Annotated in this window: 21 protein-coding genes; 14 read left to right on the top strand and 7 right to left on the bottom strand. The window is 70.1% G+C overall.

Going from position 1 to position 23663, the window contains the following annotated elements:
- Positions 1–2 precede the first annotated feature (2 nt).
- Complete coding sequence (gene pseB / locus ASE14_RS05340; protein ID WP_056651965.1) at positions 3–983, bottom strand: UDP-N-acetylglucosamine 4,6-dehydratase (inverting); 981 nt, start codon at positions 981–983, stop codon at positions 3–5.
- A gap of 124 nt (positions 984–1107) precedes the next feature.
- On the opposite strand from pseB, the gene ASE14_RS05335 reads away from it, so the two are divergent.
- Genes ASE14_RS05335 through ASE14_RS05325 form a run of 3 tightly spaced genes read left to right on the top strand, consistent with a single transcriptional unit; the run spans position 1108 to position 3709 of the window.
- On the top strand, positions 1108–2103 hold the full coding sequence (locus ASE14_RS05335; RefSeq protein ID WP_162257704.1) for a PseG/SpsG family protein: 996 nt from the start codon (positions 1108–1110) through the stop codon (positions 2101–2103).
- Positions 2100–2978: an aldo/keto reductase gene (locus ASE14_RS05330; protein ID WP_056651961.1), complete on the top strand. Its 879-nt coding sequence runs from the start codon at positions 2100–2102 to the stop codon at positions 2976–2978. Before ASE14_RS05335 ends, ASE14_RS05330 begins: the two co-directional genes overlap by 4 nt.
- A complete protein-coding gene (locus tag ASE14_RS05325; protein WP_056651958.1) occupies positions 2975–3709 on the top strand; it encodes a cytidylyltransferase domain-containing protein in 735 nt (244 codons plus the stop codon). The genes ASE14_RS05330 and ASE14_RS05325 overlap by 4 nt, the downstream gene beginning before the upstream one ends.
- 3 nt (positions 3710–3712) lie before the next feature.
- On the opposite strand, the gene ASE14_RS05320 is transcribed toward ASE14_RS05325, so the two are convergent.
- Complete coding sequence (locus ASE14_RS05320; protein ID WP_162257703.1) at positions 3713–5179, bottom strand: hypothetical protein; 1467 nt, start codon at positions 5177–5179, stop codon at positions 3713–3715.
- Positions 5180–5376: 197 nt separating this feature from the next.
- On the opposite strand from ASE14_RS05320, the gene ASE14_RS05315 reads away from it, so the two are divergent.
- A complete protein-coding gene (locus ASE14_RS05315) occupies positions 5377–6672 on the top strand; it encodes an aspartate aminotransferase family protein (RefSeq protein ID WP_056651952.1) in 1296 nt (431 codons plus the stop codon).
- A 204-nt stretch (positions 6673–6876) separates the two neighbouring features.
- Positions 6877–8133 (top strand): mannose-6-phosphate isomerase, class I, encoded by a 1257-nt coding sequence (gene manA / locus ASE14_RS05310; RefSeq protein ID WP_056651950.1) that lies wholly within the window; start codon positions 6877–6879, stop codon positions 8131–8133.
- On the opposite strand, the gene ASE14_RS05305 is transcribed toward manA, so the two are convergent.
- Positions 8130–9086 carry a GlxA family transcriptional regulator gene (locus tag ASE14_RS05305; protein WP_056651947.1) on the bottom strand — a complete coding sequence of 319 codons (957 nt, stop codon included), beginning with the start codon at positions 9084–9086 and terminating at the stop codon, positions 8130–8132. The two genes, manA and ASE14_RS05305, sit on opposite strands and share 4 nt — an antisense overlap.
- Positions 9087–9169: 83 nt before the next feature.
- Between ASE14_RS05305 and ASE14_RS20365 the strand changes: the two genes are divergently transcribed.
- The 5 genes from ASE14_RS20365 to ASE14_RS05285 all read left to right on the top strand — a co-directional run bounded on the left by ASE14_RS20365 (position 9170) and on the right by ASE14_RS05285 (position 15657).
- Entirely contained in the window at positions 9170–9319 is a 150-nt protein-coding gene (locus ASE14_RS20365; RefSeq protein ID WP_157372826.1) for a hypothetical protein, read from the top strand.
- Between the two features lie 124 nt (positions 9320–9443).
- A complete protein-coding gene (gene galE / locus ASE14_RS05300) occupies positions 9444–10412 on the top strand; it encodes a UDP-glucose 4-epimerase GalE (protein WP_056651945.1) in 969 nt (322 codons plus the stop codon).
- Positions 10413–10565: 153 nt separating this feature from the next.
- Complete coding sequence (locus ASE14_RS05295) at positions 10566–10886, top strand: WhiB family transcriptional regulator (protein WP_082600208.1); 321 nt, start codon at positions 10566–10568, stop codon at positions 10884–10886.
- A 165-nt stretch (positions 10887–11051) separates the two neighbouring features.
- The gene (locus ASE14_RS05290; protein ID WP_056651942.1) at positions 11052–14192 is read left to right on the top strand and encodes a glycosyltransferase family 2 protein; all 3141 of its coding nucleotides are present in this window, start codon (positions 11052–11054) and stop codon (positions 14190–14192) included.
- Entirely contained in the window at positions 14182–15657 is a 1476-nt protein-coding gene (locus ASE14_RS05285; protein WP_056651939.1) for a DUF5719 family protein, read from the top strand. Before ASE14_RS05290 ends, ASE14_RS05285 begins: the two co-directional genes overlap by 11 nt.
- Before the next feature lie 45 nt (positions 15658–15702).
- Here ASE14_RS05285 and ASE14_RS05280 read toward each other — a convergent pair whose 3' ends face one another.
- Complete coding sequence (locus ASE14_RS05280; RefSeq protein ID WP_056651937.1) at positions 15703–16146, bottom strand: hypothetical protein; 444 nt, start codon at positions 16144–16146, stop codon at positions 15703–15705.
- Positions 16147–16191: 45 nt separating this feature from the next.
- Here ASE14_RS05280 and ASE14_RS05275 point away from each other — a divergent pair, with 45 nt between their 5' ends.
- The 3 genes from ASE14_RS05275 to ahcY all read left to right on the top strand — a co-directional run bounded on the left by ASE14_RS05275 (position 16192) and on the right by ahcY (position 19383).
- Positions 16192–16407 (top strand): DUF3499 family protein, encoded by a 216-nt coding sequence (locus ASE14_RS05275; RefSeq protein WP_056651933.1) that lies wholly within the window; start codon positions 16192–16194, stop codon positions 16405–16407.
- Entirely contained in the window at positions 16404–17837 is a 1434-nt protein-coding gene (locus ASE14_RS05270) for a phosphomannomutase/phosphoglucomutase (RefSeq protein ID WP_056651930.1), read from the top strand. The genes ASE14_RS05275 and ASE14_RS05270 overlap by 4 nt, the downstream gene beginning before the upstream one ends.
- A gap of 64 nt (positions 17838–17901) precedes the next feature.
- On the top strand, positions 17902–19383 hold the full coding sequence (gene ahcY, locus ASE14_RS05265) for an adenosylhomocysteinase (RefSeq protein WP_056651926.1): 1482 nt from the start codon (positions 17902–17904) through the stop codon (positions 19381–19383).
- Between the two features lie 43 nt (positions 19384–19426).
- On the opposite strand, the gene ASE14_RS05260 is transcribed toward ahcY, so the two are convergent.
- Complete coding sequence (locus tag ASE14_RS05260) at positions 19427–20269, bottom strand: RDD family protein (RefSeq protein WP_056651923.1); 843 nt, start codon at positions 20267–20269, stop codon at positions 19427–19429.
- A gap of 17 nt (positions 20270–20286) precedes the next feature.
- Here ASE14_RS05260 and ASE14_RS05255 point away from each other — a divergent pair, with 17 nt between their 5' ends.
- Positions 20287–21282 (top strand): stage II sporulation protein M, encoded by a 996-nt coding sequence (locus ASE14_RS05255; RefSeq protein ID WP_056651920.1) that lies wholly within the window; start codon positions 20287–20289, stop codon positions 21280–21282.
- A 120-nt stretch (positions 21283–21402) separates the two neighbouring features.
- On the opposite strand, the gene ASE14_RS05250 is transcribed toward ASE14_RS05255, so the two are convergent.
- A complete protein-coding gene (locus tag ASE14_RS05250) occupies positions 21403–22158 on the bottom strand; it encodes an aquaporin (RefSeq protein WP_235511110.1) in 756 nt (251 codons plus the stop codon).
- A gap of 153 nt (positions 22159–22311) precedes the next feature.
- On the bottom strand, positions 22312–23649 hold the full coding sequence (locus ASE14_RS05245) for a DUF58 domain-containing protein (protein ID WP_056651917.1): 1338 nt from the start codon (positions 23647–23649) through the stop codon (positions 22312–22314).
- Between the last annotated feature and the right edge of the window lie 14 nt (positions 23650–23663).

Below are 23663 nucleotides of genomic sequence, written 5' to 3'. Positions count from 1 at the left end.
CCTCAGTCGAGACTCCCGAGCAGGTCACGGATCTCGTCGGTGGTGAGCCAGAGGTCATTGGTGTTGGAACGGTACGCCTGGCCCTCGGGGAAGGGATCGCCCTCGGGCGGTACGAACCCCCACTCGGCGACGGACGGCAGTACGGCGTAGCGGTCACCGAGCACGACCGTTCTGCGGCTGTCGTCTTCGGAGATCATCTCCTCATGGAGCTTCTCGCCGGGCCGGATGCCGATCTCGTACGTCTCGGCTTCGGGGGCGATCGCAGCGATGAGGTCGAGGATGTTCATGCTGGGGATGCGCGGCACGTACAGTTCGCCGCCGACCATCTGATCGAAGGAGTCGACCACGAACTGCACGGCCTGGGGGAGCGTGATCCAGAATCGGGTCATCCGTGAGTCGGTGATCGGAAGGGGCTTGCCCTCTTCGACGAGTCGACGGAAGAACGGGACGACCGAACCGCGGCTGCCCATGACGTTGCCGTATCGGACGACGGAGAACCGGGTCACGTAACCGGCCGCGTAGTGATTCGCGGACTGGAAGAGCTTGTCGGCGGCGAGCTTCGTGGCGCCGTAGAGGTTCAACGGGCTCGAGGCCTTGTCGGTCGAGAGTGCGACGACCTTCTTCACACCGGAGTCGATGGCGGCCTCGATGACGTTCTGCGAGCCGACGATGTTCGTCTGCACGTACTCGAACGGGTTGTACTCCGCCGTGTCGACCTGCTTGAGCGCAGCTGCGTGCACTACGAAGTCGACGCCGTGCATCGCGCGCTTCAGGCGGTGCTGATCACGGATGTCGCCGATGAACCACCGAAGACGGGGGTCGTCCTTGAACAGCTGGCGAGCCTCGTACTGCTTCAGCTCATCGCGGGAGTAGATGACGATCCTCGCAGGGCTGAGGTTGTCGAGTGCGTACTTGATGAACGCCTTCCCGAATGAACCGGTGCCGCCGGTCACAAGGATCGAAGACCCGCTTAGAATTGACACTCCGAGAAACTCCCTGGGTAGTCCGTCGTGCGGACAGTGGAATCTGAACGCACGTTAGAGGATACCGACATTGCGGGCAGTATTTCTCCCAGCCGACCAGACGGGAGCCTTCAGGATGCGAGTGGTGCTCCGAGCAGATGCCGGCCGCGCGCAGGGCACCGGGCATGTGATGAGGTGCCTGACGCTCGCGGAGGCGCTCGTCGCTCGGGGCCACGACGTGCAACTCCTCACCTGCCGATCCGGAGTCGACTGGCTCGAGGAAGCGATCGCGAGCGCGCCGGTCACCGTGCTGCGATGCGGTCGTGACGAACTCGATGCACAGCAGCTCCTCGAGATGGCGCCCGACTGGCTGGTCGTCGATTCATACGCCATCCCCGCGAGTGAGATCTCAGCCATCGCGCGACGCATTCGAGTGCTGGCGCTGGTCGACGGGGACGCGCGCGGGATCGAGGCCACGCTCCTGCTCGACCAGAATCTCGGCGCCGACGAGGATCCCGATCGGTACCCCCCGGGCACGCTTCTCGGCGGCACCTATGCGCTCGTCCGAGATGCGGTGATCGAACGACGGCGCCCGAATCGGTGGTCCATCTCGGGTCGTCCGCGCATCCTCGTCTTCATGGGGGGCAGCGACCCGCTCTCGATGAGTGCGCGCATCGTGGACTCCCTCGCGGACCTGCGCGACCGCATCGAGCTCACGGTCGTGGCACCGGCGTCCGACCACGTGGCGATCGGAGACGCATGGCAGAGCGTCGAGCACCTGACGATCGTCGCACCGAGCCCAGCGTTGCCCGACCTCTTCGGCTGGGCCGACATCGTCGTGTCGGCGACCGGCACGAGCGCGTGGGACGTCTGCACGCTCGGGATCCCGGCGGTGTTCATCGCCGTCGTCGACAACCAGGTCGCGTCCCTCCGAGAGGTGCGGCGTGCGGGCGCAGCGCTGACGATCGACCTCGTCGGCGGTGACAGGATCTCGAATGTGAAGCAGCAGCTGCAGACGCTCATCGATGACGAAGGGCTCCGCCGCGCGATGTCGGGCCGGGCGCGTGAACTGTTCGACGGCAACGGAAAAGAAAGAGTGGTCATGACGATCGAAGCGGTCACAGCGGTGGTGGTGTCGTGAGCGAACTGGTACTCGGATCGGCCCAGTTCGGCGCCGGCTACGGCATCACGAACGCGACCGGTCGCCTGTCCGACGCGGTCGTGACCGAGATCCTCGGGCTCGCAGCGCAAGCGGGCATCGCCCTCGTCGATACCGCGGCGGATTATGGCGATGCGCAGGAGCGCCTCGGCGTGCTGAATCCGGCCGAAGGCGCACGTTACATCACGAAGTTCAGCCTCCCCGACGACCCTCGGGAAGCGCCGAGCGCGCACGCGCTGTTCGGTGCATCGCAGGAATCACTCGGCGTCCCGACGTTGCACGGGGTGCTCTTCCACCGCCTGAGCGACTTCGACGACGTACGCTGCGGGCAGACCGTCGACCTCCTCCGCGACGCGCGTGCTTCAGGCCGCATCGGCCGGGCGGGTGCGAGCGTCTACGACGTCGAGAGCCTCGAACGCGCCCTCGAGGCGTTTCCCGACCTCGACCTGGTCCAGATCCCCGGCAACGTGGCCGACCGGCGGCTGCTCGATCACCCGCTGCTCGCACAGCTCCATGGCGACGGGGTCGAGATCCACGTCCGCAGTGCGCTGCTGCAGGGTCTTCTCCTGCTCGAGCCCGAACAGTTGAGCGGGTTCTTCGCGCCACTTCGTCCGGTCGTCGAGGACCTGCGATCGCTGGCGGCTGCCGCGCACACGAGTGTGCTCGCGGTCGTGCTCGGGTTCCTGGCGGCGCATCCGCTCGCCGACGGCGTGCTGGTCGGAGCGACCTCGGCAGACGAGCTCGGCCAACTCGTCGACGCGTGGACGGCAGGGCCGTCCGCCACCCTGCCCGCGTGGCGGTTGCCCGACGAGGTCCTCGACCCGCGACGGTGGCCGATCGGCGAGGTGGTCCGATGACGACGCTCGCCGTCCTGCAGGCACGCGTGAGTTCCACTCGTCTGCCCGGCAAGGTTCTGAGGCCGATCCTCGGCGTTCCCATGATCCTTCGCCAGGTCGAACGGTTGCGGTCGAGCTCGCGTATCGATCAGCTCGTCGTCGCGACATCCGTGGCGGCATCCGACGACGCGCTCGCCGCAACGTGCGCTGACGCCGGAGTCGAGGTGCGTCGCGGGCCTCTCGATGACGTCGTCGGCCGCTTCGCGCTCGTCGTCGACGAGTTCGAACCCGACACCATCGTCCGACTCACGGCGGACTGCCCGCTCTGCGACGTCGGGGTCATCGACCAGGTGATCCAGCGGCACCTCGAGTCGGGTTCCGACTACACCTCGAACACCCTCGAGCCGACGTATCCCGACGGACTCGACGTCGAATGCATCTCGGCGGATGGATTCGCCCGGCTCCGAGTCCTCGACTTGTCGACGCGGGAGCGGGAGCATGTGACCCTCGGAATGTACTCACGACCCGATCGATTCTCGCTCCTGAACGTCGCTCAGGTCCCCGACCGCTCGGAGCTGCGCTGGACCGTCGACGTCCCCGACGACCTCGAGTTCGCTGCTGCGGTCTACGCGGCCCTCTACGACTCCCGTCGGCCGTTCGGTCAGTCCGAGATCCTCTCGCTCCTCGAACGCCGCCCCGAGCTCGCACGGACGTCTGACGACCTCGCGCGAAACGACGGCTCTCGAATCTGATCGTCAGCGCCGACGGATGGCCCGCAGGTTCGCCTGTCGCCCGCGGTGCCGGTAGACATCGACCAGTGACCGGACCGCTTCGACCCGTGATGGGATCGCTCCGCTCACCGTGACTGCGGCGAGCCGGACGCCGAGCGGTGGGCTGCCGGCATTCCAGGACATCCAGTCGGCGGGTGCGGTCGTGATGTCCTCGTCTCGCTCGACGAGGTAGGCGATGAATCGCTTGGAGCCGCGCGGATCGACGGGCCATGGAGCGGTTCCGGCGACGGCGAGCGAGTCGGCCGAGAGGACTTCCCGCACGTCGGCGATGAGGCCGTAGCGAGTCGTCGCGGTGGCCCACACCGGGATGCCGCGGGCACTCGCTTCGAGGCCGACCGTGGAATCCCAGACCACCACGGCGTCGCATGCTCCGAGGAGTTCGTACGTGTTCGCGTCATCGTCATGCCAGATGACCACGAGTTCCGGATGAAGCTCGGCGAGCCGTCGGATTCCCTCGCGCTCGCGTGAGAAGCATCCGTGTTCCTTCGTGGCCAGGTTGGGGTGCACACGGAGGAACGCACGGTAGCCGTCGGCTTCGAATCGCGTCAGCATCGCGTCGAACGCCTGGAACTGGTCGGCCCAATCGTGGAGGTGCCACTCGGGACCGAGGAATTGGAACTCGTCCTGAGACGAGGTGAAGAAGCCGACGATCTTCTCGCCTTCCGTGCGCCAAACGCCGATCCTCGACGGGATCTGGTCGCTCCAGAGGGCGGAGAACTCGTTGCGAGAGTCATGAGCCGGAGCACGCTTGGCGAGCCACGAGTCCGCGATCTGCTCGACCTCCGCGTCGGCGAGGCGCGCGAGTACCGAATCGACGCTCCCCTGGGAGCCGAGCCGGTCCTGCGGGGCGTAGTCCTGCACGTACGCGCGCTTCGGGCCCTCGCCCTTCTCCAGGTGCTTCGTGATCAGGCCGGCATTGCGGTAGGCGAGTGTCGCAAGCTTCTGGTTCGGGAAGCGTCCGTTGGCGACGTAGCCGATGGCGAGGTCCGGTTCCTCTGCGTGCAGCCGGCCGATCAGTCGGTAGATCGCGCGCCCCTCGCGTCGGAGGCCATCGGCGACCCGTGCGATCCGTCGGCGCGACAGGTCGGGCCGGTCTGTGCGGTAGAACGTGATCAACGCGGACTGGACGGCGATGTCGAGTTCGGATTCGAGATCGTCCCCCAGGAGCGACGTGTCGGTGTCGGCGACGTCGATGTGCCGGTACTCGGCACCGAGCTCCCGCATGCGCTCCGGCAGATCGTGGCCCGGATGCTCGATCCTCAGGCCGCGGAGGACAGCGCGGTCGTAGCTGTCGACCGGGGCGGTGAGGAGCGCAGTCGCGTCCAGCGCGATGACACGATGACCTGCCGCCAACTCGTCGCGGGTGACCTGGTCGAAGATCGACAGCCACGACGGGTCGTAGGTCGTGATCAGCACTACAGCCGTGGTCATGTCAGCTCCATTTCTGCGGCTCGGGAAGGTCGTGATGTCGTCCCGATACCGCCGCAAAGATACTATGGATTCCACGCGACACAGCTCGACGCCGCTGTGAACGTCGGCTGTGTGCGCACCACGACGACGCGGAAGAACCAGACCACGGAGGCCGCCGCTGGCGCGAACGGGACCGGCCGAACACCAAGGGAGCATCAGTGGTATCCGACACCTCACGTTATGCACGTTCGATCGAGCAGCTCGTGCGCGCAGAGAAGACGATTCCCCTGGGGGCGCAGACCTACAGCAAGTCCCGCGGCACATTCCCGCCCGGCATTGCTCCGATCTACGGAGACCGTGCTGAAGGCTGCCGCATCTGGGACGTCGACGGCCATGAGTACGTCGACCTCGTCAACGCGCTCGCATCGGTGACGCTCGGCTACGGTGACCCCGAGATCACCGCGGCTGTGATCGAACAGCTCAGCCGCGGCGTGACGATTTCGCTCACGCATCCGATCGAGGCCGTCGTCGCCGAGAAGCTCGTGGACATGGTGCCGAGCGCAGAGATGGTGCGCTTCGGCAAGAACGGTTCGGATGCGACGAGCGCGGCCGTGCGCGTCGCCCGAGGCTTCACCGGGCGCGACCATGTGATCACCTGCGGCTACCACGGTTGGCACGACTGGACGATCGCCTCGATGGATTCGCGCAACCTGGGTGTTCCGGGTGCGGTGAAGGAGCTCGTGCACGCGGTTCCGTTCAATGACCTCGACGCAGTCGAGCAGGTGCTCCGTGCGACCCCGACCGCCGCCATCGTGCTCGAGCCGATGAATGTCGTGTTCCCGAAACCCGGTTATCTCGAGGGGCTGCGCGCGCTCGCCGACCGATACGGCGCGATCCTCGTGTTCGACGAGATGATCACGGGATTCCGCTTCGCCAAGGGCGGCGCGCAAGAGTACTTCGGCGTCACTCCCGACCTCTCGACGTTCGGCAAGGGGTTGGCGAACGGCTATCCGGTCTCGGCCGTCGCCGGCCGGCGTGACCTCATGATGCTGCTCGAGCGCGTGTTCTTCTCCGGCACGTTCAGTGGAGAACTCCTCTCGCTCACCGCAGCGAACGTCGTGCTCGATCGCATCGCGAACACCGATGCCATCGAAACGCTGTACCGCAACGGCGAGACGGTGCGCGATCGGGCCCAGGCCGCCATCGACGCGCTCGAGATGAACGACGTCGTCTCCCTGTCGGGCCATCCGACGTGGACGTTCCTCGTGTGGAATCCAGAGCTCGGCGAACAGCTCGATCTGCTGAAGGTGCTGTTCATGCAGGAGATGAGCCGGAGCGGAGTGCTCATGATCGCAACACACAACGTTTCGGCCGCGCACGACGACGCGGCATTCGACACCATCGGCGCGGCCTACTCGCACGCGCTCGGAGTGGTGAAACTGGCGATCGAATCGGGCGATCCTCACGGGTTCCTGGATGCCGAAGTCACTACCCTCGCGAAGTCGGTGCGCTGAATCGACGGTCACGGAAGCGATGTCTCGCGCTGAGCCGTAAGGCCGGCCCGTGGCGAGCTCGATCCACTCGTCGGGCGGGGCATCCGGCCATGGGCCCACAGCGCGAACAGATGATGGATGCCGATCAGCCGGCGGATGCGACCGCGGAACCGCCCCCGAGGCCTTGGTAGTTTTGACGCACACGACCGAGAGGAACCCTCGAGCATGTTCACGGCGATCGGCAACACTCCGCGCGACTATGCGTGGGGCTCGACCACTGCGATCGCGGAGTTCCGCGGATCCGAGGCCTCCGGAGGGCCGGAGGCCGAGCTCTGGCTCGGGGCGCACGCGGGTTCGCCGGCGCAGGTGCTCGACGCGGCATCCGTCGGCCACGCCGACCTCGCCGCCTGGATCGAGGCCGCCCCGGAGCAGGCGCTCGGTGCGCGTCTCGCAAGCGACGGCGCGCGGCTCCCCTTCCTCTTGAAGGTGCTGGCGGCGGCAGCACCGCTGTCGCTGCAGGCCCACCCGACGCCCGCGCAGGCGCGCGCCGGCTTCGCCCGCGAGGAGGCCGACGGCGTGCCGCTCACGGCCTACGACCGCAACTACAAGGACGAGTTCCACAAGCCCGAACTCATCGTCGCGGTGAGCGACACCTTCGACGCGCTCTCGGGGTTCCGCCCGCTCAGCGAGGTGCGCGGCGTGCTCGAGGTGCTTCGGGCAGCGGATGCCGCGGCGCCCGAGCCCGACCCCGGCGCGCTCGACCTCCTCGAATCCCGGCTGTCGGGCGAGCATGCGCTGCGCGACACCGTCGAGTGGCTGCTGCGCGACGGCCGCGGGGGCGACACCGGCGAGGCGTCGTGGGTGATCGGCAGGGTCACGGCGCTCGCGGCATCCGAGACCGCGCTCGCCTCGCCCTACGCGCCGTCGTTCGAGACGGTCGGCGCGCTCGCCGAGGCCTACCCGGGCGACCCGGGCGTCGTCATCTCGCTGCTGCTGAACCGGGTGCGCCTCGTGCGCGGCGAAGCGCTGTACCTCGCCGCCGGCAACATCCACGCGTACCTCGACGGCCTCGGCATCGAGCTCATGGCGGCCAGCGACAACGTGCTGCGGGGCGGCCTGACGCCGAAGCACATCGACGTCACCGAGCTCGTCGACGTGCTCGACTTCACGCCGATCGCCGCGCCGTACCTGACTCCGCTCGAAGTCTCGCCCGGGGTCGTGGCGTTCCGGCCCGACGTGCCGGACTTCGAGCTGTACCGGGTCGAGCCCGTGACGGACGTCGCACGCGTCGCCATCGACGGTCCGGCGATCGTCGTCGTCGAGGGCGACGGCGTCACGGTCCGCGGCGGCACCGGGGCATCCGTCTCGATCGGTCGCGGCGAATCGGTCTACGTGACGCCCGACGAGGGCGAGCTGTCGATCGCCGGTCCGGGCATCGCCTGGATCGCGACGACAGGAGCCGGCACGACCTCTGCGGGCTAGGAGGCGACCCGCATGCCGAAGAGTCGGCGGTACGCCGTCGGCGTCGTCTGCAGCACCTTCACGAAGTGGTGCCGCATGACCGCGGCCGCGCCGAACCCGGTGTCGCGTGCGATCTCCTCGAGCGTGAACGAGGTCTCCTCGAGCAACTGCTGAGCTCGAAGCAGCCGCTGACGGTTGAGCCAGGCGTTCGGCGTCGTGCCGGTCTCGGCCCGGAACCGGCGGGCGAAGGTGCGCGGAGACATGAGCGCCTTGCGGGCCAGCAGGTCGACGGTGAGGTCTTCGTCGAGGTGCTCGACCATCCACTCGGTGATCTTCGCGAAGGAGTCGCTGCGGCACTCGGCGATCGGCGTCTGGATGAACTGCGACTGACCGCCGTCGCGCTGCGGCGGCACGACCATGCGACGCGCGATCATGTTCGCGGCGCTCGCCCCGAGCTCGGTGCGCACGATGTGCAGCGCCGCGTCGATGCCGGCTGCGGTGCCCGCGCCGGTGACGACCTTGCCGTCCTGCACGAAGAGCACGTCGGCGTCGACGACGGCGTGCGGGAACATCTCGGCGAGCCGCTCCGTGTACATCCAGTGCGTCGTGGCGCGGCGGCCGTCGAGCACACCGGCCCGGCCGAGCGTGAAGGCGCCCGAGCACACCGAGAGCACCCAGGCGCCGCGCTCGACCGCGTCGCGCAACACCTCGGAGACCCGGTCGTCGACGGGCTCGTCGATGAGCGCGGCCGGCACGGCGACCAGATCGGCGGTACGGGCGAAATCGAGCCCCTCGTGCACGACGATGTCGAATCCGAGCTTGGTGGGGATGGCGCCGGGCTCCGCGGCGACGACGTGGAAGTCGAACGTCGGGCCGCCGGTGTCGCTGCGGTCGATGCCGAACACCTCGCAGAGCACGCCGAATTCGAAGGGCGCCATCTGGGGCATGGCGATGCAGGCGATGGTCTGGAGCACTCGGCCTCCGTTGGCAGGAATCGAACGTTTGATGTCCACTCTGCCACTTTCGGCAGTATCTCACAAGTCATAGATTTACTGCCATGACCACGATCATCTTCCTCGTCCTCGCGGGACTCGCCGTCTGGGGCGTGCTCGCCACCGTGCTCCGCCTCGACACCGATGGCTACGGTCGACCTGAGATCAGCGACCGCAACCGTCACGCCGAGAACCGGCCCACCCGGACCGTCTGAGCGCCTCCCGGCGCAGCCCATGAGCGCCTCCCGGCGCAGCCTATGAGCGCCTCCGGGCGAAGTCGAGGCTGAGCCCGGATACGATCGACTCCGGCGCGGAGACACCGCGCCGGAAGGCGGGAACATGAGCTGGCTGGTCACCGGGGGAGCGGGTTACATCGGAGCGCACGTCGTGCGCGCATTCGAGTCGCAGGGCATCGGGGCGGTCGTCCTCGACGACCTGTCGTCGGGTCGCCACGAGTTCGTCCCCGCCGGAACCCCCTTCGTGAACGGCAGCATCCTCGACGGCTCGGTGATCGAGCGCGCCATCGAAGAGCACGACGTCCAGGGCGTCGTGCACCTCGCCGGGTTCAAGTACGCCGGCGTCTCGGTGCAGCAGCCGCTGCACACCTACCGGCAGAACGTCACCGGAACCGCGACCCTGCTCGCCGCGATGGAGTCGAAGGGCGTCGACCGCATGGTCTTCTCGTCGAGCGCCGCCGTGTACGGCACGCCCGACGTCGACCTCGTCACCGAGGCCACCCCGAAGCATCCGGAGTCGCCGTACGGTGAATCCAAGCTCATCGGGGAGTGGCTGCTCGCCGACCAGGCGAAGGCCGCTGGTCTCCGGCACACGAGCCTGCGCTACTTCAACGTCGTCGGCTCGGGCACGCCCGAGGTCTTCGACGTGAGCCCGCACAACCTCTTCCCGCTCGTCTTCGACGCGCTCCTCGACGGTCGTACGCCGCGCATCAACGGCGCCGACTACCCGACGCCCGACGGCACCTGCGTCCGTGACTACATCCACGTGGCCGACCTCGCCGAGGCCCACGTCGTCGCCGCGCGACGACTCGACGCGGGAGAGCCGGTCGAGTCCGTCTACAACCTCGGATCGGGTGACGGCGTCTCGGTCGGCGAGATCATGCGAGCGGTCGCCGAGGTGACCGGTATCGAGTTCGCGCCCGAGGTCGGACCGCGCCGCGGGGGCGACCCCGCGCGCATCGTGGCGTCGGGAGAACGCGCCGCCCGCGACCTCGATTGGCGCATGCGCCACACGCTCGCCGAGATGGTCGAGAGCGCCTGGCAGGCCCGCCGAGCGGCATCCGATTCATAACGTCTGCTCAACACCCGGCGTGTCGAGACCGGCTTCAAGCCTCGACAGCGGATTGAGGGTTTACCATCTGCGACTTGACTCACGGGAATTACACCGGTGTAATTGGTCGTGACACACCCTCTGGGTGGTCGGTACAACTGGGTGGGAGACGATATGGGCAATCCTGAATATCGTTCTGGAGTACCTGACGATTGGTTCATCGATCCGGTCAGGCTGGGCGTTCCGGGGGTTCGTTCGGTCACAGACGATGACAATCCGTTGGCATGGCAGAGCGACGCGCTGTGCGCGCAAACCGATCCTGAGGCGTTCTTCCCTGAAAAGGGCGGATCGACGAGGGACGCGAAGAAGATCTGCACCGGATGCGAGGTACGCAATCAGTGCCTCGAGTACGCGCTCGGCAACGACGAGCGCTTCGGCATCTGGGGCGGGCTTTCCGAGCGGGAGCGTCGCAAGCTTCGTAAGCGAGCGGTCTGAGCTGCTCGGTCCGCGCGTCATCCGGCGCGCGGACCGCAGCGCTCCCGCGGGTCGCACGGCTCTCACGACCGGCCCCGGCGCGGCGCACGACTCCGGTCATCTGTTTTCGAGGCACGCCCGGTGCGGTGACGGATGCCGCGGGGTGCGCGGCTTAGGCTGACCCCGATGTTCCCCAGAGTCACCGCCGTCCTCGTCGCACATCACGGTGGCGACCACCTCAGACGCTCCCTCGAAGCACTTCGAGCGCAGCGCCGTTCCCCGGATGCGCTCGTCATCGTGCTCACGGAGGCCGACGCCGAGGCGCGGGAACTCGCCGCAACGGCCTCGCCGACGCACATCGTCGAGCTCTCGCAGCGGCTGTCGTTCGGCGAAGCGGTGCGCGCAGGCGAGCGGGTCCTCGACGCGCCGGCCTCGGACGCCGACGCGCTCTGGCTCCTCGCAGAGGACACGGCGCCAGCGCCGGACGCGCTCGAGCGCCTCGTGGCGACCCTCGAGACGGCGAAGTCCGTCGCGATCGCCGGGCCCAAGCTGCGCGAGTGGGACGCCCCCGACCGCATCGCGACCTTCGGCCGCACGATCACGCGGTTCGGACGCAGCGTGTCGCTCGTGTCCGACGAACTCGACCAGGGCCAGCACGACGGGCTGAGCGACGTGCTCGGCCTCGACCCGGCCGCGATCCTCGTGCGGCACACGGTCTGGCGCTCGCTCGAGGGGTTCGACCCGGCGCTGCCGACCGTCGACGACGCGCTCGACTTCTCGATCCGCGCCCGCCTCGCCGGTCACCGGGTGTCGGTGGTGCCCGAGGCGCACGTGCGCTTCGCGGGCGACGGCGTCGTCGGCCCGCCCGCCGACCCGCGAGCCCGAGCGAGTCGGCGTCGCACCCGTGCGGCGCGTGCCGCCGCCCTGCACCGCCGGTTGGTCTACGCGCCCGCGGTCGCCGTGCCGGTGCACTGGCTCACCTACCTGCCGCTCGCGATCCTCCGCTCGATCCGGCTGCTGCTCGTGAAGTCGCCGGGTGCGATCACGGGGGAGTTCTCTGCGGCGCTCGGCACGATGTTCTCGGGCATGCGGGTGGCCCGTGCGCGGCGACGGCTGAAGTCGGCGCGCACGACCGGCTGGTCGGCGATCGCGCCGCTCCGGATGCCGCCCGACGAGGTGCGCCGCCGGCGCCAGCACGCCGCTGAGGCGCGGCGCGCCCGTGCACGCGGTCGCAAGGAGGAACTCCAGTTCCTCGGCACCGGCGGCGGCTGGGTGCTCCTCGCATCGATCGTGGCCTCCGTCGGACTGTTCTCCTGGCTGTTCGGGGCGCAGGGCCTGAGCGGTGGCGGGCTCCTCCCGCTGTCGAGCGGGCTCGATGAACTGTGGCGCAACGCCGCCTACGGCTGGCGCGACATCGGACCCGGATTCGTCGGCGCGGCCGACCCCTTCGCCGGCGTGCTCGCCGTGCTCGGATCCCTCGCATTCTGGGCGCCGTCGTTCGTGCTCGTGCTGCTCTGGATCGTCGCGGTGCCGGTCGCGACGCTCGGTGCCTGGTTCGCGGCATCCCGGCTGACCGAGCGCGGCTCGGTCCGCGCCGTCGCCGCGCTCGTCTGGGGACTCGCGCCGCCGCTCCTCGTCGCCCTCGCCGACGGGCGACCGGGTGCCGTGATCGCCCACATGCTGCTCGGATGGCTCGCGTTCGCCGTCTTCGGAGCTGCCACGTCGTGGGCCGCCGCCGCGACGGCGTCGCTCCTCTTCGCCGGCGTGATCGCCGCGGCACCGAGCCTCGCGCCCGCGCTGCTCGTCGCGTGGCTCGTCGGACTCGCCGTGAGCGGTCGGGCGGCGGTGCGCCTCGCAGGGCTGCCGATTCCGGCCCTCGTGCTCTTCGCACCCCTCGTGCTCGCCCAGATCGGCCGCGACACCCCGCTCGCGCTGCTCGCGGACCCGGGTCTCCCGCTCGACAGTGCGGCTCCCTCGGCGTGGCAGCTCGCGCTCGGGTTCCCGGGCGAGGCGTGGGGCGGCTGGGCCTCCGTCCTCGGCGAGGGCTCGGCGATCGATCCGAAGCTGCTCGTGACGCTGCTGGTCGTGCCGCTCATCGTCGCCGCGCTCGCCGCCGTGCTCGCTCCCGGCATCCGCGGTGCGGTGCTCAGCCTCGGCGTCGCGCTGCTCGGGTTCGCCACGGCCGTGGCGACCGCGCACATCGCCGTCGCGGTCGCCGGACCCGACGCCGTGCAGGTCTGGACGGGCGGCGGGTTGAGCCTCGAATGGCTCGGTTTCACGCTCGCGGCCGTCATCGCGTTGAACGCAGTCCGCCGTGGCGCTGCCGTGCTCGCCTGGCTCGTCGCCGCCGGTGTGGTCGCCGCCGTGCTGCCGACCGGACTCGGCATCGCCACCGTGTCGACCGCGATCGCCCCGGCCGCGGAGCGCACGCTGCCCGCCTTCGTCGGTGCGGAGGCCGACACGGACCCGCGGGTGACGACGCTCCGCATCCAGCCCGAGGCGGACGGCAGCATCAGGGCCACGCTCGAACGAGGCACGGGCACGACGCTCGACGAGCAGTCGACGCTCGAGCAGACGCTCGAGGAGATGAGCGCCTCGGAGGAGGAGCTGGCGGAGATCGCCGGCAACCTCGCCTCGCGCAGCGGATTCGACCCGGATGCCGCGATCCGCGAATTCGGCGTCTCGTTCGTGCTGCTCGCCCCTCCGGCCGGCGACGACCGGGAGTCCGAGGCGACGAGCACGCGGGCGCGAACGGCGCTCGACGGCAATGCGGCCCTGATCGCCGTCGGCGAGACCGACTTCGGAACGCTGTGGAGGTTCAGCGCCGCCGAACCCGATGCCCCTGCAGCGCAGATCCCGCCGAACGCCGGAGGCGCGCTCACCGGGCTGATCACGGCAGTGCAGGTCATCGTGCTCGGGGCCACGCTCCTGCTCTCCATCCCGACGGGCGCAGGCCGTGAGGCCGATCGTCGCCCGGTGCAGCAGCGGCCTCGGAAGCAGCGGTGGGGGCGGAAGCCGCGAGCGGTCGACCCGGTCGACTCCGATGACGCGGATGACGCGGGAGCCGCCGGAGCGGCCGGAGCGGAAGGAGCGGCCGAGGAGGCCGAGACCGACGAGACCGGGACCACCACGGTGTCGGACGTGGGGCCCGTGACGGAGACCGCGACGACCGACGCATCCGCCGAGGCCGTCGAGGCTGCGGGCGCCGCTGCGACCGATGGCGCCGACGACGTGCGCCCCGACGTGAATCCGCCACCGCCCGACGACCAGCCGGCGGAGCCATCCGACCGGCCGACCGAGACGAAGGGAGACGACGATGCCCGCTGATCGCAACGTCGCCCGAACCATCGCCCGCGTCGGCGGTCGTGCCGCCGGATTCCTCGTGGCGGCGGCACTCGCAGCCGCGGCCCTCGGCGCCGCGGCCCTCGTGCCGTGGCCCGAGCAGCGGGTGACGCCCCCGTCGCTCGTCGTGCAACCCGCTGAGAGCCGGCAGCAGCGAGTCTGCCCCGGCCCGCTGCTCACCCTCGCCGACGACGCGGCCGCCGCGACGACGGCATCGTCGATCGGTTCGGCCGACGTGGTCTTCGGTGCCGACCCCGACGACGTGGAGATCACCGAGACGCCGCTCGCGACACCGGGCAACCCGCGTGCCGACCGCGACGGCACGCCCGTGGTGCTCGCGGTCGAACCCGGATCGGTCGGCGCGGGCCTGCTCGCCGGAGCCCAGTCGCAGTCGGCCGACACGGAGACGATCACGGGGTTCGCCGCCGCCTCGTGCGCCGAGGCCGCCGCCGAGTCGTGGCTCGTCGCCGGTTCGACGACGCTCGGGCGCACGAGCCTCGTCTCGCTCGCGAACCCCACCGACGTCGCCGCCACCGTCGACGTGCGCGTGATCGGCGAGGCCGGGGCGATCGAGGCCGGTTCGGCGCTCGGCATCATCGTGCCCGCCGGCAGCCAACGGGTCGTCTCGCTCGCCGGGCTCGCACCGAACGTGGCCTCGCCGGTCGTGCACGTGACGAGCACCGGCGGCACGATCGCGGCCGCACTCGAGCAGTCCGCCGTCGACGGGCTCGCCCCGGCCGGGGTCGAGTTCACCGGCGTGGCGGCGATGCCCGCGAACAGCCAGGTCATCCCGGGCTTCGTCGTCGCCGAGTCGGGCGGCGTCGATCCCACCGACGATCACGCCGAGGGCGACGACTTCCCCGCCGTGCGGTTGCTCGCGACCGGCGATGAACCGGTCGACGTGTCGATCGGGGTCGTGCCAGAGGCGGGTGCGAGCGGATCCACCATCGAGACGACGCTGCAGCCGGGTCGCGCGACCGACGTGCCGCTCGGGGTGCTCGACGCCGGCGTGTACACCGTGCGGCTCGACGCCGACGGACCCATCGTGGCCGCCGCACGCGCGACGACGGCCGCTGCGGCCGGCGCGACGCAGCCGGGCGATGCGGATGCCGCGTCATCCGGGGACTTCGCCTGGTTCGCGTCGACGGCACCGTTGCTCGAAGCCGCCGTGATCGCGGTGCCCGACGGTCCATCGCCGATGCTCCACCTCGCCAACGAGGGTGAGGACGCCGCGGAGGTGCAGTTCACGATCGACGGGCAGACCCGGGCGGTGACAATCGACGCGGGCTCCGCGGCATCCGTGGAGGTCGACGAGGGTGCGATCGTCTCGCTCGCCGGCGTCGCCGGCGTGCATGCCTCGGTATCGTTCAGCGGCGAGGGCGAGCTCGCGGCGTTCGGGGCGCAGCCTCCTGGGCCGCTCGACTCGCCGATCCGAGTCTTCCCGCGGTAGTCACGGCCAGGCGCGACGCTCGTCGAGCCGTCGGGCTCTGTCGGCTCAGAGGTGCCGGTAGCGACCCGGTGCGAGCTCCCACGGGTCCTTGCCGAGCAGGTCGGCGATCGCCCGGAAGACGCAGCTCTCGATGAGGAGCTTCTCCTCGCGCTCCTCGCCCTCCTGCAGGCGCAGGAACCGCACGATCGGCAGCCGGTAGAAGACGATGCGCCGTTCGTCGTGGAAGACCTTCCAACGGTCGACGTGGTCGTCGTGGATGGCCTCCGCCGGGCCCTGTGACACCTCGAAGACGACGCCGTCGAGTTCGGGCCAGAGGCCGCGGAGGTAGGCCGCGGTCGTGCCGACGGTGATGTCGAAGTCGTCGAGCCGGTTGTGCAGCATCGGCAGGTGCGGTCCGGTGACGGCGGAGCGGAGTCCGCGGCCGTGACGGTCCCTGGCGAGTCGCCGGGGCGAGCGCGGCTCGGAGGCGACACGACGGGATCGGGGCATACCCTCCATCGTAATGGCCGTGATGCTCGCTACTCTGGTGGAGCCATGAGACGTTGTTCGCGCACTGCCTGCGCCGCCGAAGCGGTCGCCACGCTGACGTTCGACTATGCCGATTCGATGGCCGTGCTCGGCCCGCTCGCGGCCACCCGCGAGCCCCACGGCTACGACCTCTGCGCCCGGCACGCCGAGCGCACGTCGGCGCCCGTCGGGTGGCAGGTCGTACGGCACGTCAGCATCGGTGAGGTAGGTTTCAAGGCATGAATTCCGCTGCACCCTCCGAGGCACGAGCGCGCCTCGACGCGATCGTGAAGGCCTACGACGTCCGCGGAATCGTGGGTGACGGGCTCACTGCCGAGACGGTCGAGGCCCTCGCCGCGGCGTTCGTCGACGAGGTCGGCGCCGGCGGCGGCAAGGTCGTCGTCGGGCACGACATGCGGGACTCCTCGCCGGGCTTCGCCGAGGCGTTCGCGCGCGGTGCGATCGCCCGCGGCGCCGATGTCGTCTCGATCGGCCTGTGCTCGACCGACGAGAGTTACTTCGCCTCCGGCTCGATGAACGCGCCCGCGGCGATGTTCACCGCGAGTCACAACCCCGCCGCCTACAACGGAATCAAGTTCTCGCGTGCGGGCGCCCAGGGCATCTCGCTCGACACCGGTCTCGCCGCGATCCGCGATCGTGCGGCCGACTACCTCGAGCACGGCATCGCGCCGGTCCCCGTGCCGGGTGCCGTCACCACGGTCGACGTGCTCGCCGACTACGCGGCCTACCTGCGCTCGCTCGTCGACCTCAGCGACGTCCGCCCGCTCAAGATCGTCGTCGATGCCGGCAACGGCATGGGCGGCCTCACCGTGCCGGCCGTGCTCGGCACCGCAGCAGGCCTGTCGGCCCTGCCCCTCGAGATCGTGCCGCTCTACTTCGAACTCGACGGCACGTTCCCGAACCACGAGGCGAACCCGCTCGAGCCCGCGAACCTCGTCGACCTGCAGCGCGCGGTCGTCGAGCACGGTGCCGACCTCGGTCTCGCATTCGACGGCGACGCTGACCGCTGCTTCGTCGTCGACGAGCAGGGCGGGGCCGTGAACCCCTCCGCCGTGGCCGCGATCGTCGCGCTCCGCGAGATCGCGCGAGTGCGCGCAGCGGGCGAAGCGGATGTCTCGGTCATCCACAACCTCATCACCTCGCGCTTCGTGCCCGAGGTGATCGAGCAGGCCGGGGCGACCCCGGTGCGCACCCGCGTCGGGCACTCGCTCATCAAGGACCAGATGAAGGCGACCGGCGCCGTGTTCGGCGGCGAGCACTCGGCGCACTACTACTTCCGCGACTTCTGGGGCGCGGACAACGGCATGCTCGCCGCCATGCACGTGCTCGCCGAGTTCGGCGCGCAGGAGGCGCCGCTCTCCGAGATGTCGACCCGGTTCACCCCGTACTCGCTCTCGGGCGAGATCAACTCGGTCGTCGACGACGTGCCCGCCGCGTACACGCGCATCGTCGAGGCGTTCACCGACCGGGCCGAGTTCGACGAGTTCGACGGTCTCACCGTGACGGGCATGACGAGCGGCGACGAGGCGTTCTGGTGGTTCAACGTTCGGCCCTCGAACACCGAGCCGCTGCTGCGTCTGAACGCCGAAGGCCAGGATGCCCCGACGATGGCGGCCATCCGCGACGAGGTGCTGGCGCTCATTCGCTCCTGACGCGTTCGCGGTGGCCCGACGGCACCGCGAACGGTGCCGGGGGTCGAACTGGCAGAATGGGCACATGACCACGCTGCCCGCGATCACCGCCCTCCCGTACAAGGTCGCCGACCTGTCGCTCGCCGATGCCGGCCGCCACCAGCTGCGGCTCGCCGAGAACGAGATGCCGGGCCTCATGGCCCTCCGCGCCGAGTTCGGTGCGTCGAAGCCGCTCGCCGGCGCCCGCATCGCCGGCAGCCTGCACATGACGGTGCAGACCGCCGTGCTCATCGAGACCCTCGTCGCGCTCGGCGCACAGGTGCGCTGGGCCAGCTGCAACATCTTCTCCACGCAGGACGAAGCGGCCGCCGCGATCGTCGTCGGCCCAGAGGGCACTGTCGATGCGCCCGCCGGCGTGCCGGTCTACGCCTGGAAGGGCGAGTCGCTCGAAGAGTACTGGTGGTGCACCGACCGCATCTTCGACTGGTCGGCGGAGGCCGCGGCATCCGGCGCCGACTGGATCGGCCCCAACATGATCCTCGACGACGGCGGCGACGCGACCCTCCTCGTGCACCGCGGCCGCGAGTTCGAGGCGGCCGGCATCGTGCCCGAGGCAGCCGATGACGCGAGCCACGAGTACCGCGTCGTGCTCGACACCCTGCGCCGCAGCCTCGAGCTCTCGTCCGATCGCTGGACCCGCATCGCCGCGGAGCTGAAGGGCGTCACCGAGGAGACCACCACCGGCGTGCACCGCCTCTACGAGCTGCACGCCGAGGGGGAGCTGCTCTTCCCGGCGATCAACGTCAACGACTCGGTCACGAAGTCGAAGTTCGACAACAAGTACGGCATCCGCCACTCGCTGCCCGACGGCCTGAACCGCGCCACCGACGTGCTCATGGGCGGCAAGGTCGCCTTCGTCGTCGGCTACGGCGACGTCGGCAAGGGCGCGGCAGAGGCGCTCCGCGGCCAGGGCGCCCGAGTCATCGTCTCGGAGGTCGATCCGATCTGCGCGCTCCAGGCGTCGATGGACGGCTTCCAGGTCGCGCGTCTCGACGACGTCGTCGGCGAGGTCGACATCTTCGTCACGTGCACCGGCAACAAGGACGTCGTGCGCGTCGAGCACATGCTGGGCATGAAGCACCTGGCGATCGTCGCGAACGTCGGCCACTTCGACAACGAGATCGACATGGCCGCGCTCGAGTCGCTCGACGGCGCCGAGCGCGTCGAGATCAAGCCGCAGGTGCACGAGTGGCGGCTGCCGACGGGGCGTTCGATCCTCGTGCTCTCCGAGGGGCGGCTCATGAACCTCGGCAACGCCACGGGGCATCCGTCGTTCGTGATGTCGAACTCGTTCACGAACCAGGTGCTCGCCCAGATCGAGCTGTGGACCCGCCCCGAGCAGTACCCGGTCGGCGTCTACGTGCTGCCGAAGCACCTCGATGAGAAGGTCGCCCGCCTGCACCTCGACGCCCTCGGCGTCGTGCTCACCGAGCTCTCGCCGGAGCAGGCGGCCTACATCGGCGTGCCCGTCGAGGGGCCGTACAAGGTCGACCACTACCGCTACTGATCCGGTGACGGATGCCGCGGCTCGCGGCATCCGTCGGGCCGGGTCAGCGCTCCGGGAACCCGGGGGGCGTCGACGTGAGCTCGGGGGAGAGCGACGCCATGCGGGCGTCGACGAGCGCGAGCGCGACGGCGTCCCGTTCGCGTCGGAGTGCCGCGACCCCGGCGAGGAAGCGCTCGGCCGGCGCATCGGGCAGGGGCGAGACGAACGGCGTCACCTCGACGGCGAGCGACGCCGCGGCGCGCGCGCGGCTCTCGGGGGAGAGGTGCTCGGCGTTGACGAAGAACGTCGCGACTCGGCGTGCGATCGGGTCGGGAAGTCGCCCGACATCGGCGATCGCCGCCCATGAGGTGAGCTCGGCCGGCACGGCGAAAGCCGTCGACGGCAGCTTCGGCACCCGCTCGACCTGTCCGTGCGTGCCGGCGAGGAGATCGCCGAGGCGCTTCGACGACGGGTTCAGGAACCCGACGAGCACGGCGAGGCCGCCGAACGTCAGGTAGATCTCGATGACTCCCGTGAGCGCACGGATGAACGCGTGCCGGAACCCGATCGCGCCGCCGTCGTCGCGGACGACGCGGAGCCCCATCGCGAGCTTGCCGAGCGAGCGGCCGCGAGATGCGGTCTCGACCGTCGTCGGCACGATCACGATGCACGTGACGATGCCCGCGATCAGGACGGCCTGGAACCCCTTCTGATCGATGCCGAGCCCTGAGACCGCGAACAGCAGGCCGAGGAAGAGCAGCACGGAGAGGAGCACGTCGATGACCGCGCCGCCGGCGCGGATGACGGCGCTCGCGGGCCGGACGTCGAGCGCGACGGCTTCGCCGGTCACGACGCCCTCGTCGTCGAATCGGGCGACGCTCTGAGCGACGGCGGGGGCATCTGCCATGGGTAGTATTCAAGCAGATGGATCTCGATGCGCTCGCCTCCGCTCGTCATGACGACTGGCAGCGACTCGACGCGCTCGCACGCCGCCGACGGCTCGACGGCGCAGAGGCCGACGAACTCATCGAGCGGTATCAGAGTGCGGCATCCGACCTCTCGCTCGTGCAGGCGACCGCGGGTTCCTCGGCGCTCGGCGACCGGCTCTCGGTCACGCTCGCCCGGGCTCGGCTGGCGTTCACCGGTGCCCCTGAGAACCCGCTGCGGCAGTTCACCCGATTCGCGGTCGTGAGCCTGCCGGCTGCGTTCTACCGGCTGCGGTGGCTGACCCTCGCCGTGGCGATCTTCACGGTCGTCGTGGCGGCGCTCTACGCGTGGTGGATCAGCGCCGACCCGCGCGTGCTCGCTGCGCTCGGCAGCGAGGAGGAGTTGCGGCAGATCGCCGAGGAGGGATTCGTCGCGTACTACTCGGAGAATCCCGCTGCGTCCTTCGCTGGCGCGGTCTGGACGAACAACGCCTGGATCGCGGCGCAGTGCGTGGCCTTCGGGATCCTCGGGGTGTGGGTGCCGTGGGTGATCCTGCAGAACGCGCAGAACCTCGGTGTCAACGCGGCGGTCATGTTCGCCTACGACGAGGCCGACACGTTCTTCCTCTACATCGCGCCCCACGGACTGCTCGAGCTCACGTGCGTCTTCGTCGCCGCCGCGGCAGGGCTCCGCATCTTCTGGTCGTGGGTCGCCCCCGGGCCGAGACCGCGGGGCGTAGCACTCGCCGAAGACGCCCGGGCGCTCTTCAGCGTGGCGATCGGCCTCGTGTTCTTCCTCTTCGTCTCCGGGATCATCGAGGGGTTCGTCACCCCGGCGCCGTGGCCGTGGCCCGTGAAGATCGGCATCGGCGTCGTGGCGCTCGGCGGATTCCTCGCGTACATGCTCGTGCTCGGCGGTCGCGCGAGTCGCGCCGGCGAGACCGGCGATCTCGTCGAGTTCGACGCGGGCTCGCAGCGCATCGTCGCCGGCTGAGTCGACGCCCGCCGGCTCCCGGCGACGCCCGTCGGCTCCCGGCGACGCCCGTCGGCTCCCGGCCCGAGACGACGATGGCGGATGCCCCCGAGGGAGCATCCGCCATCGTCGTCTGCGAGGTTACGCGGTGAGCTGCTTCGAGCGGTCGAAGACCAACTTGTAGATGAGGCCGGCGATCACCGCACCGAGGATCGGGGCGACGATCGAGACCCACAGCTGGCTCCATGCGATGCCGCCGCCGTAGAGGGCGGTGGCGATCGAGCGTGCCGGGTTGAACGAGGCGTTCGACACGGGGATCGCGATGAGCGCGAGCAGGGTCAGCGTGAGGCCGATGGCGAGCGGGGCGAACCCGACCGCGGCCCGGGCGCTCGTGACGCCGAGGATCACGAAGAGGAAGACCGCCGTCGCGACCGTCTCGATGAGGAAGACCGAGCCGAGGCCGAAGTGGCCGGGGGAGAGCACGTCGTAGCCGGTCGATGCGCCCGTGAAGATGATGATGTCGAACTTCGGGCCGGCGGAGAGGATGCCGAGGAGCACGGTGGTCGCGAGGATGCCGCCGAGGATCTGCACCGCGATGTACGGGCCGACCGCCTTCCAGGAGAACTTGCCGGCGACCGCGAGGCCGATGCTCACGGCCGGGTTGAAGTGCCCGCCCGAGATGGGGCCGAACGCGTACGCGCCCACGACGACCGAGAGGCCGAGGGCGAGGGAGACGCCGAGGAACCCGACGTTCAGTCCGCCGTCGCCTCCGGCGAATCCTGCTGCGAACACGACGGTGCCGATGACGCCGAAGACGAGGATGAAGGTGCCGATGAACTCGGCGGTGAGCTTCTGCGCGGTCGAGGGAGCCTCGATCGCAGGTGACGTGTCGGACACGTGGATCCTTTCGTAGGGGAGAAAGCACGACAACGGCACCAACCCCCTGGTGCCTGAGCCGACCATATCGATCGCAGCGGCCGCCACGCGTGAACCGCGCGCGAATGTTGTGAATCCGCTGAGTGCGCGCGTCTCGCGGTGACTCGTGCGGGCTCAGAGCCGGCCGGAGGCCTTCAGCTCGAGATAGAGGTCGGCGAGCGCCGGTGGCAGCTCGAGCGGGGCGGCGGTCACGGTGAGCGCCCCGAGGCGCCGAACCGCTGCGCCGACGCGTTCACCATCGAGCAGGCCCCGCTCGGCTGCTGCGGCGGCGTAGACCTGGACGAGGTCGTCGCGGGCCCGCCCTGCATCGATGAGGGCGGGGTCGGCGACGGAGGCCACGACCACGGTGTGCCGCGACGTGAGCTGCGGAAGCACCGACAGGAGTCCGCGCGCCGTTCCGGGCGAATCCGCCGCGGTGAGCAGCACGACGAGCGCGTGCCGACTCGTGATGCGCCGCACCTGCGCGGGTACGGCCGCCCAGTCCGCCTCGATGAGCTCGGCGTCGATGCCGGCCATCGTGTCGACCATCCGGGCGAGCAGCTCAGGGCCGCTCGCGCCGTGCACGCGCCCGCGGAGGCGCCGGTCCCATGCAAGGAAGTCGACCCGGTCGCCCGCATGCGAGGCGAGCGCGGCGAGGAGGAGCGAAGCCTCGAAGGCCGTGTCGAGGCGCGGCTCGTCGGCGATGCGGGCCGCCGCTGTGCGGGAGGTGTCGGCGACGATCACGATGCGCCGGTCGCGCTCGGGCCGCCAGGTGCGAACCATGAGCCGCGTGCCGCCGGGCACCTCGGGGTCGGTGTGCCGTGCGGTGGCCCGCCAGTCGATCGAGCGCACGTCGTCGCCGCGCACGTACTCGCGGATCGAGTCGAACTCCGTCCCCTGTCCGCGGATGAGGAGGGGAGTGCGCCCGTCGAGCTCGCGCAGCCGCGTGAGCCGCGACGGCAGGTGCACGCGCGAGTGGAACGGCGGCAGCACTCGGACCCGGCCGGGCGACACGAGGGTCGCCTGTCGCGACCAGAGCCCGAGCGGCCCGGCGGAGCGGATCGTGACCTGATCGGTGCGCCGGTCGCCGCGCCGCAACGGGGTCAGCTGCATGGTGACGCGACGTCGCTCCGACGGCGGGACCCGCAGCCGCCTGCGATTGCGGCCGGCGACCCCGGCCGACGGCTCCCAGCCGTCGCGCACGGTGGCCCGGAGCATCCGCTGCCCGAGGTTCTCGACGCTGAGCACGGCCGTGATCGGTTCGCCGAGTCGCACCCGGTCGGGCAGCTCGCGGCGCAGCGCCACGCGTCGCGGCGACGCCGCCAGCGACAGGTCGAGCACGCCCGCGCCGATCACGAGGGCGAGCCAGCCGACGAGGGCGAGCCAGGCCGCGGGCGCGCCGGCGGTGCCCGCGATGACGACGGGCACGACGCCGAGCGCGACGAGGAGCGCGAACCGACCGGTCAGTGACATTTCGAGATCCGAGT

The sequence above is a fragment of the Agromyces sp. Root81 genome (assembly GCF_001429165.1).
GTDB lineage: Bacteria > Actinomycetota > Actinomycetes > Actinomycetales > Microbacteriaceae > Agromyces.
Note: the sequence above shows the minus strand (reverse complement) of the source record. Positions and strands in the feature narration are given on the sequence as shown.

What these genes read in the sequence shown, in the direction of transcription:
- ASE14_RS05325 (WP_056651958.1), top strand. Translation starts at nt 2,975, where the DNA reads ATGACGACGCTCGCCGTCCTGCAGGCACGCGTGAGTTCCACTCGTCTG.
- ASE14_RS05320 (WP_162257703.1), bottom strand. Translation starts at nt 5,179, where the DNA reads ATGACCACGGCTGTAGTGCTGATCACGACCTACGACCCGTCGTGGCTG.
- manA (WP_056651950.1), top strand. Translation starts at nt 6,877, where the DNA reads ATGTTCACGGCGATCGGCAACACTCCGCGCGACTATGCGTGGGGCTCG.
- ASE14_RS20365 (WP_157372826.1), top strand. Translation starts at nt 9,170, where the DNA reads ATGACCACGATCATCTTCCTCGTCCTCGCGGGACTCGCCGTCTGGGGC.
- galE (WP_056651945.1), top strand. Translation starts at nt 9,444, where the DNA reads ATGAGCTGGCTGGTCACCGGGGGAGCGGGTTACATCGGAGCGCACGTC.
- ASE14_RS05295 (WP_082600208.1), top strand. Translation starts at nt 10,566, where the DNA reads ATGGGCAATCCTGAATATCGTTCTGGAGTACCTGACGATTGGTTCATC.
- ASE14_RS05290 (WP_056651942.1), top strand. Translation starts at nt 11,052, where the DNA reads ATGTTCCCCAGAGTCACCGCCGTCCTCGTCGCACATCACGGTGGCGAC.
- ASE14_RS05285 (WP_056651939.1), top strand. Translation starts at nt 14,182, where the DNA reads ATGCCCGCTGATCGCAACGTCGCCCGAACCATCGCCCGCGTCGGCGGT.
- ASE14_RS05280 (WP_056651937.1), bottom strand. Translation starts at nt 16,146, where the DNA reads ATGCCCCGATCCCGTCGTGTCGCCTCCGAGCCGCGCTCGCCCCGGCGA.
- ASE14_RS05275 (WP_056651933.1), top strand. Translation starts at nt 16,192, where the DNA reads ATGAGACGTTGTTCGCGCACTGCCTGCGCCGCCGAAGCGGTCGCCACG.
- ASE14_RS05270 (WP_056651930.1), top strand. Translation starts at nt 16,404, where the DNA reads ATGAATTCCGCTGCACCCTCCGAGGCACGAGCGCGCCTCGACGCGATC.
- ahcY (WP_056651926.1), top strand. Translation starts at nt 17,902, where the DNA reads ATGACCACGCTGCCCGCGATCACCGCCCTCCCGTACAAGGTCGCCGAC.
- ASE14_RS05260 (WP_056651923.1), bottom strand. Translation starts at nt 20,269, where the DNA reads ATGGCAGATGCCCCCGCCGTCGCTCAGAGCGTCGCCCGATTCGACGAC.
- ASE14_RS05255 (WP_056651920.1), top strand. Translation starts at nt 20,287, where the DNA reads ATGGATCTCGATGCGCTCGCCTCCGCTCGTCATGACGACTGGCAGCGA.
- ASE14_RS05245 (WP_056651917.1), bottom strand. Translation starts at nt 23,649, where the DNA reads ATGTCACTGACCGGTCGGTTCGCGCTCCTCGTCGCGCTCGGCGTCGTG.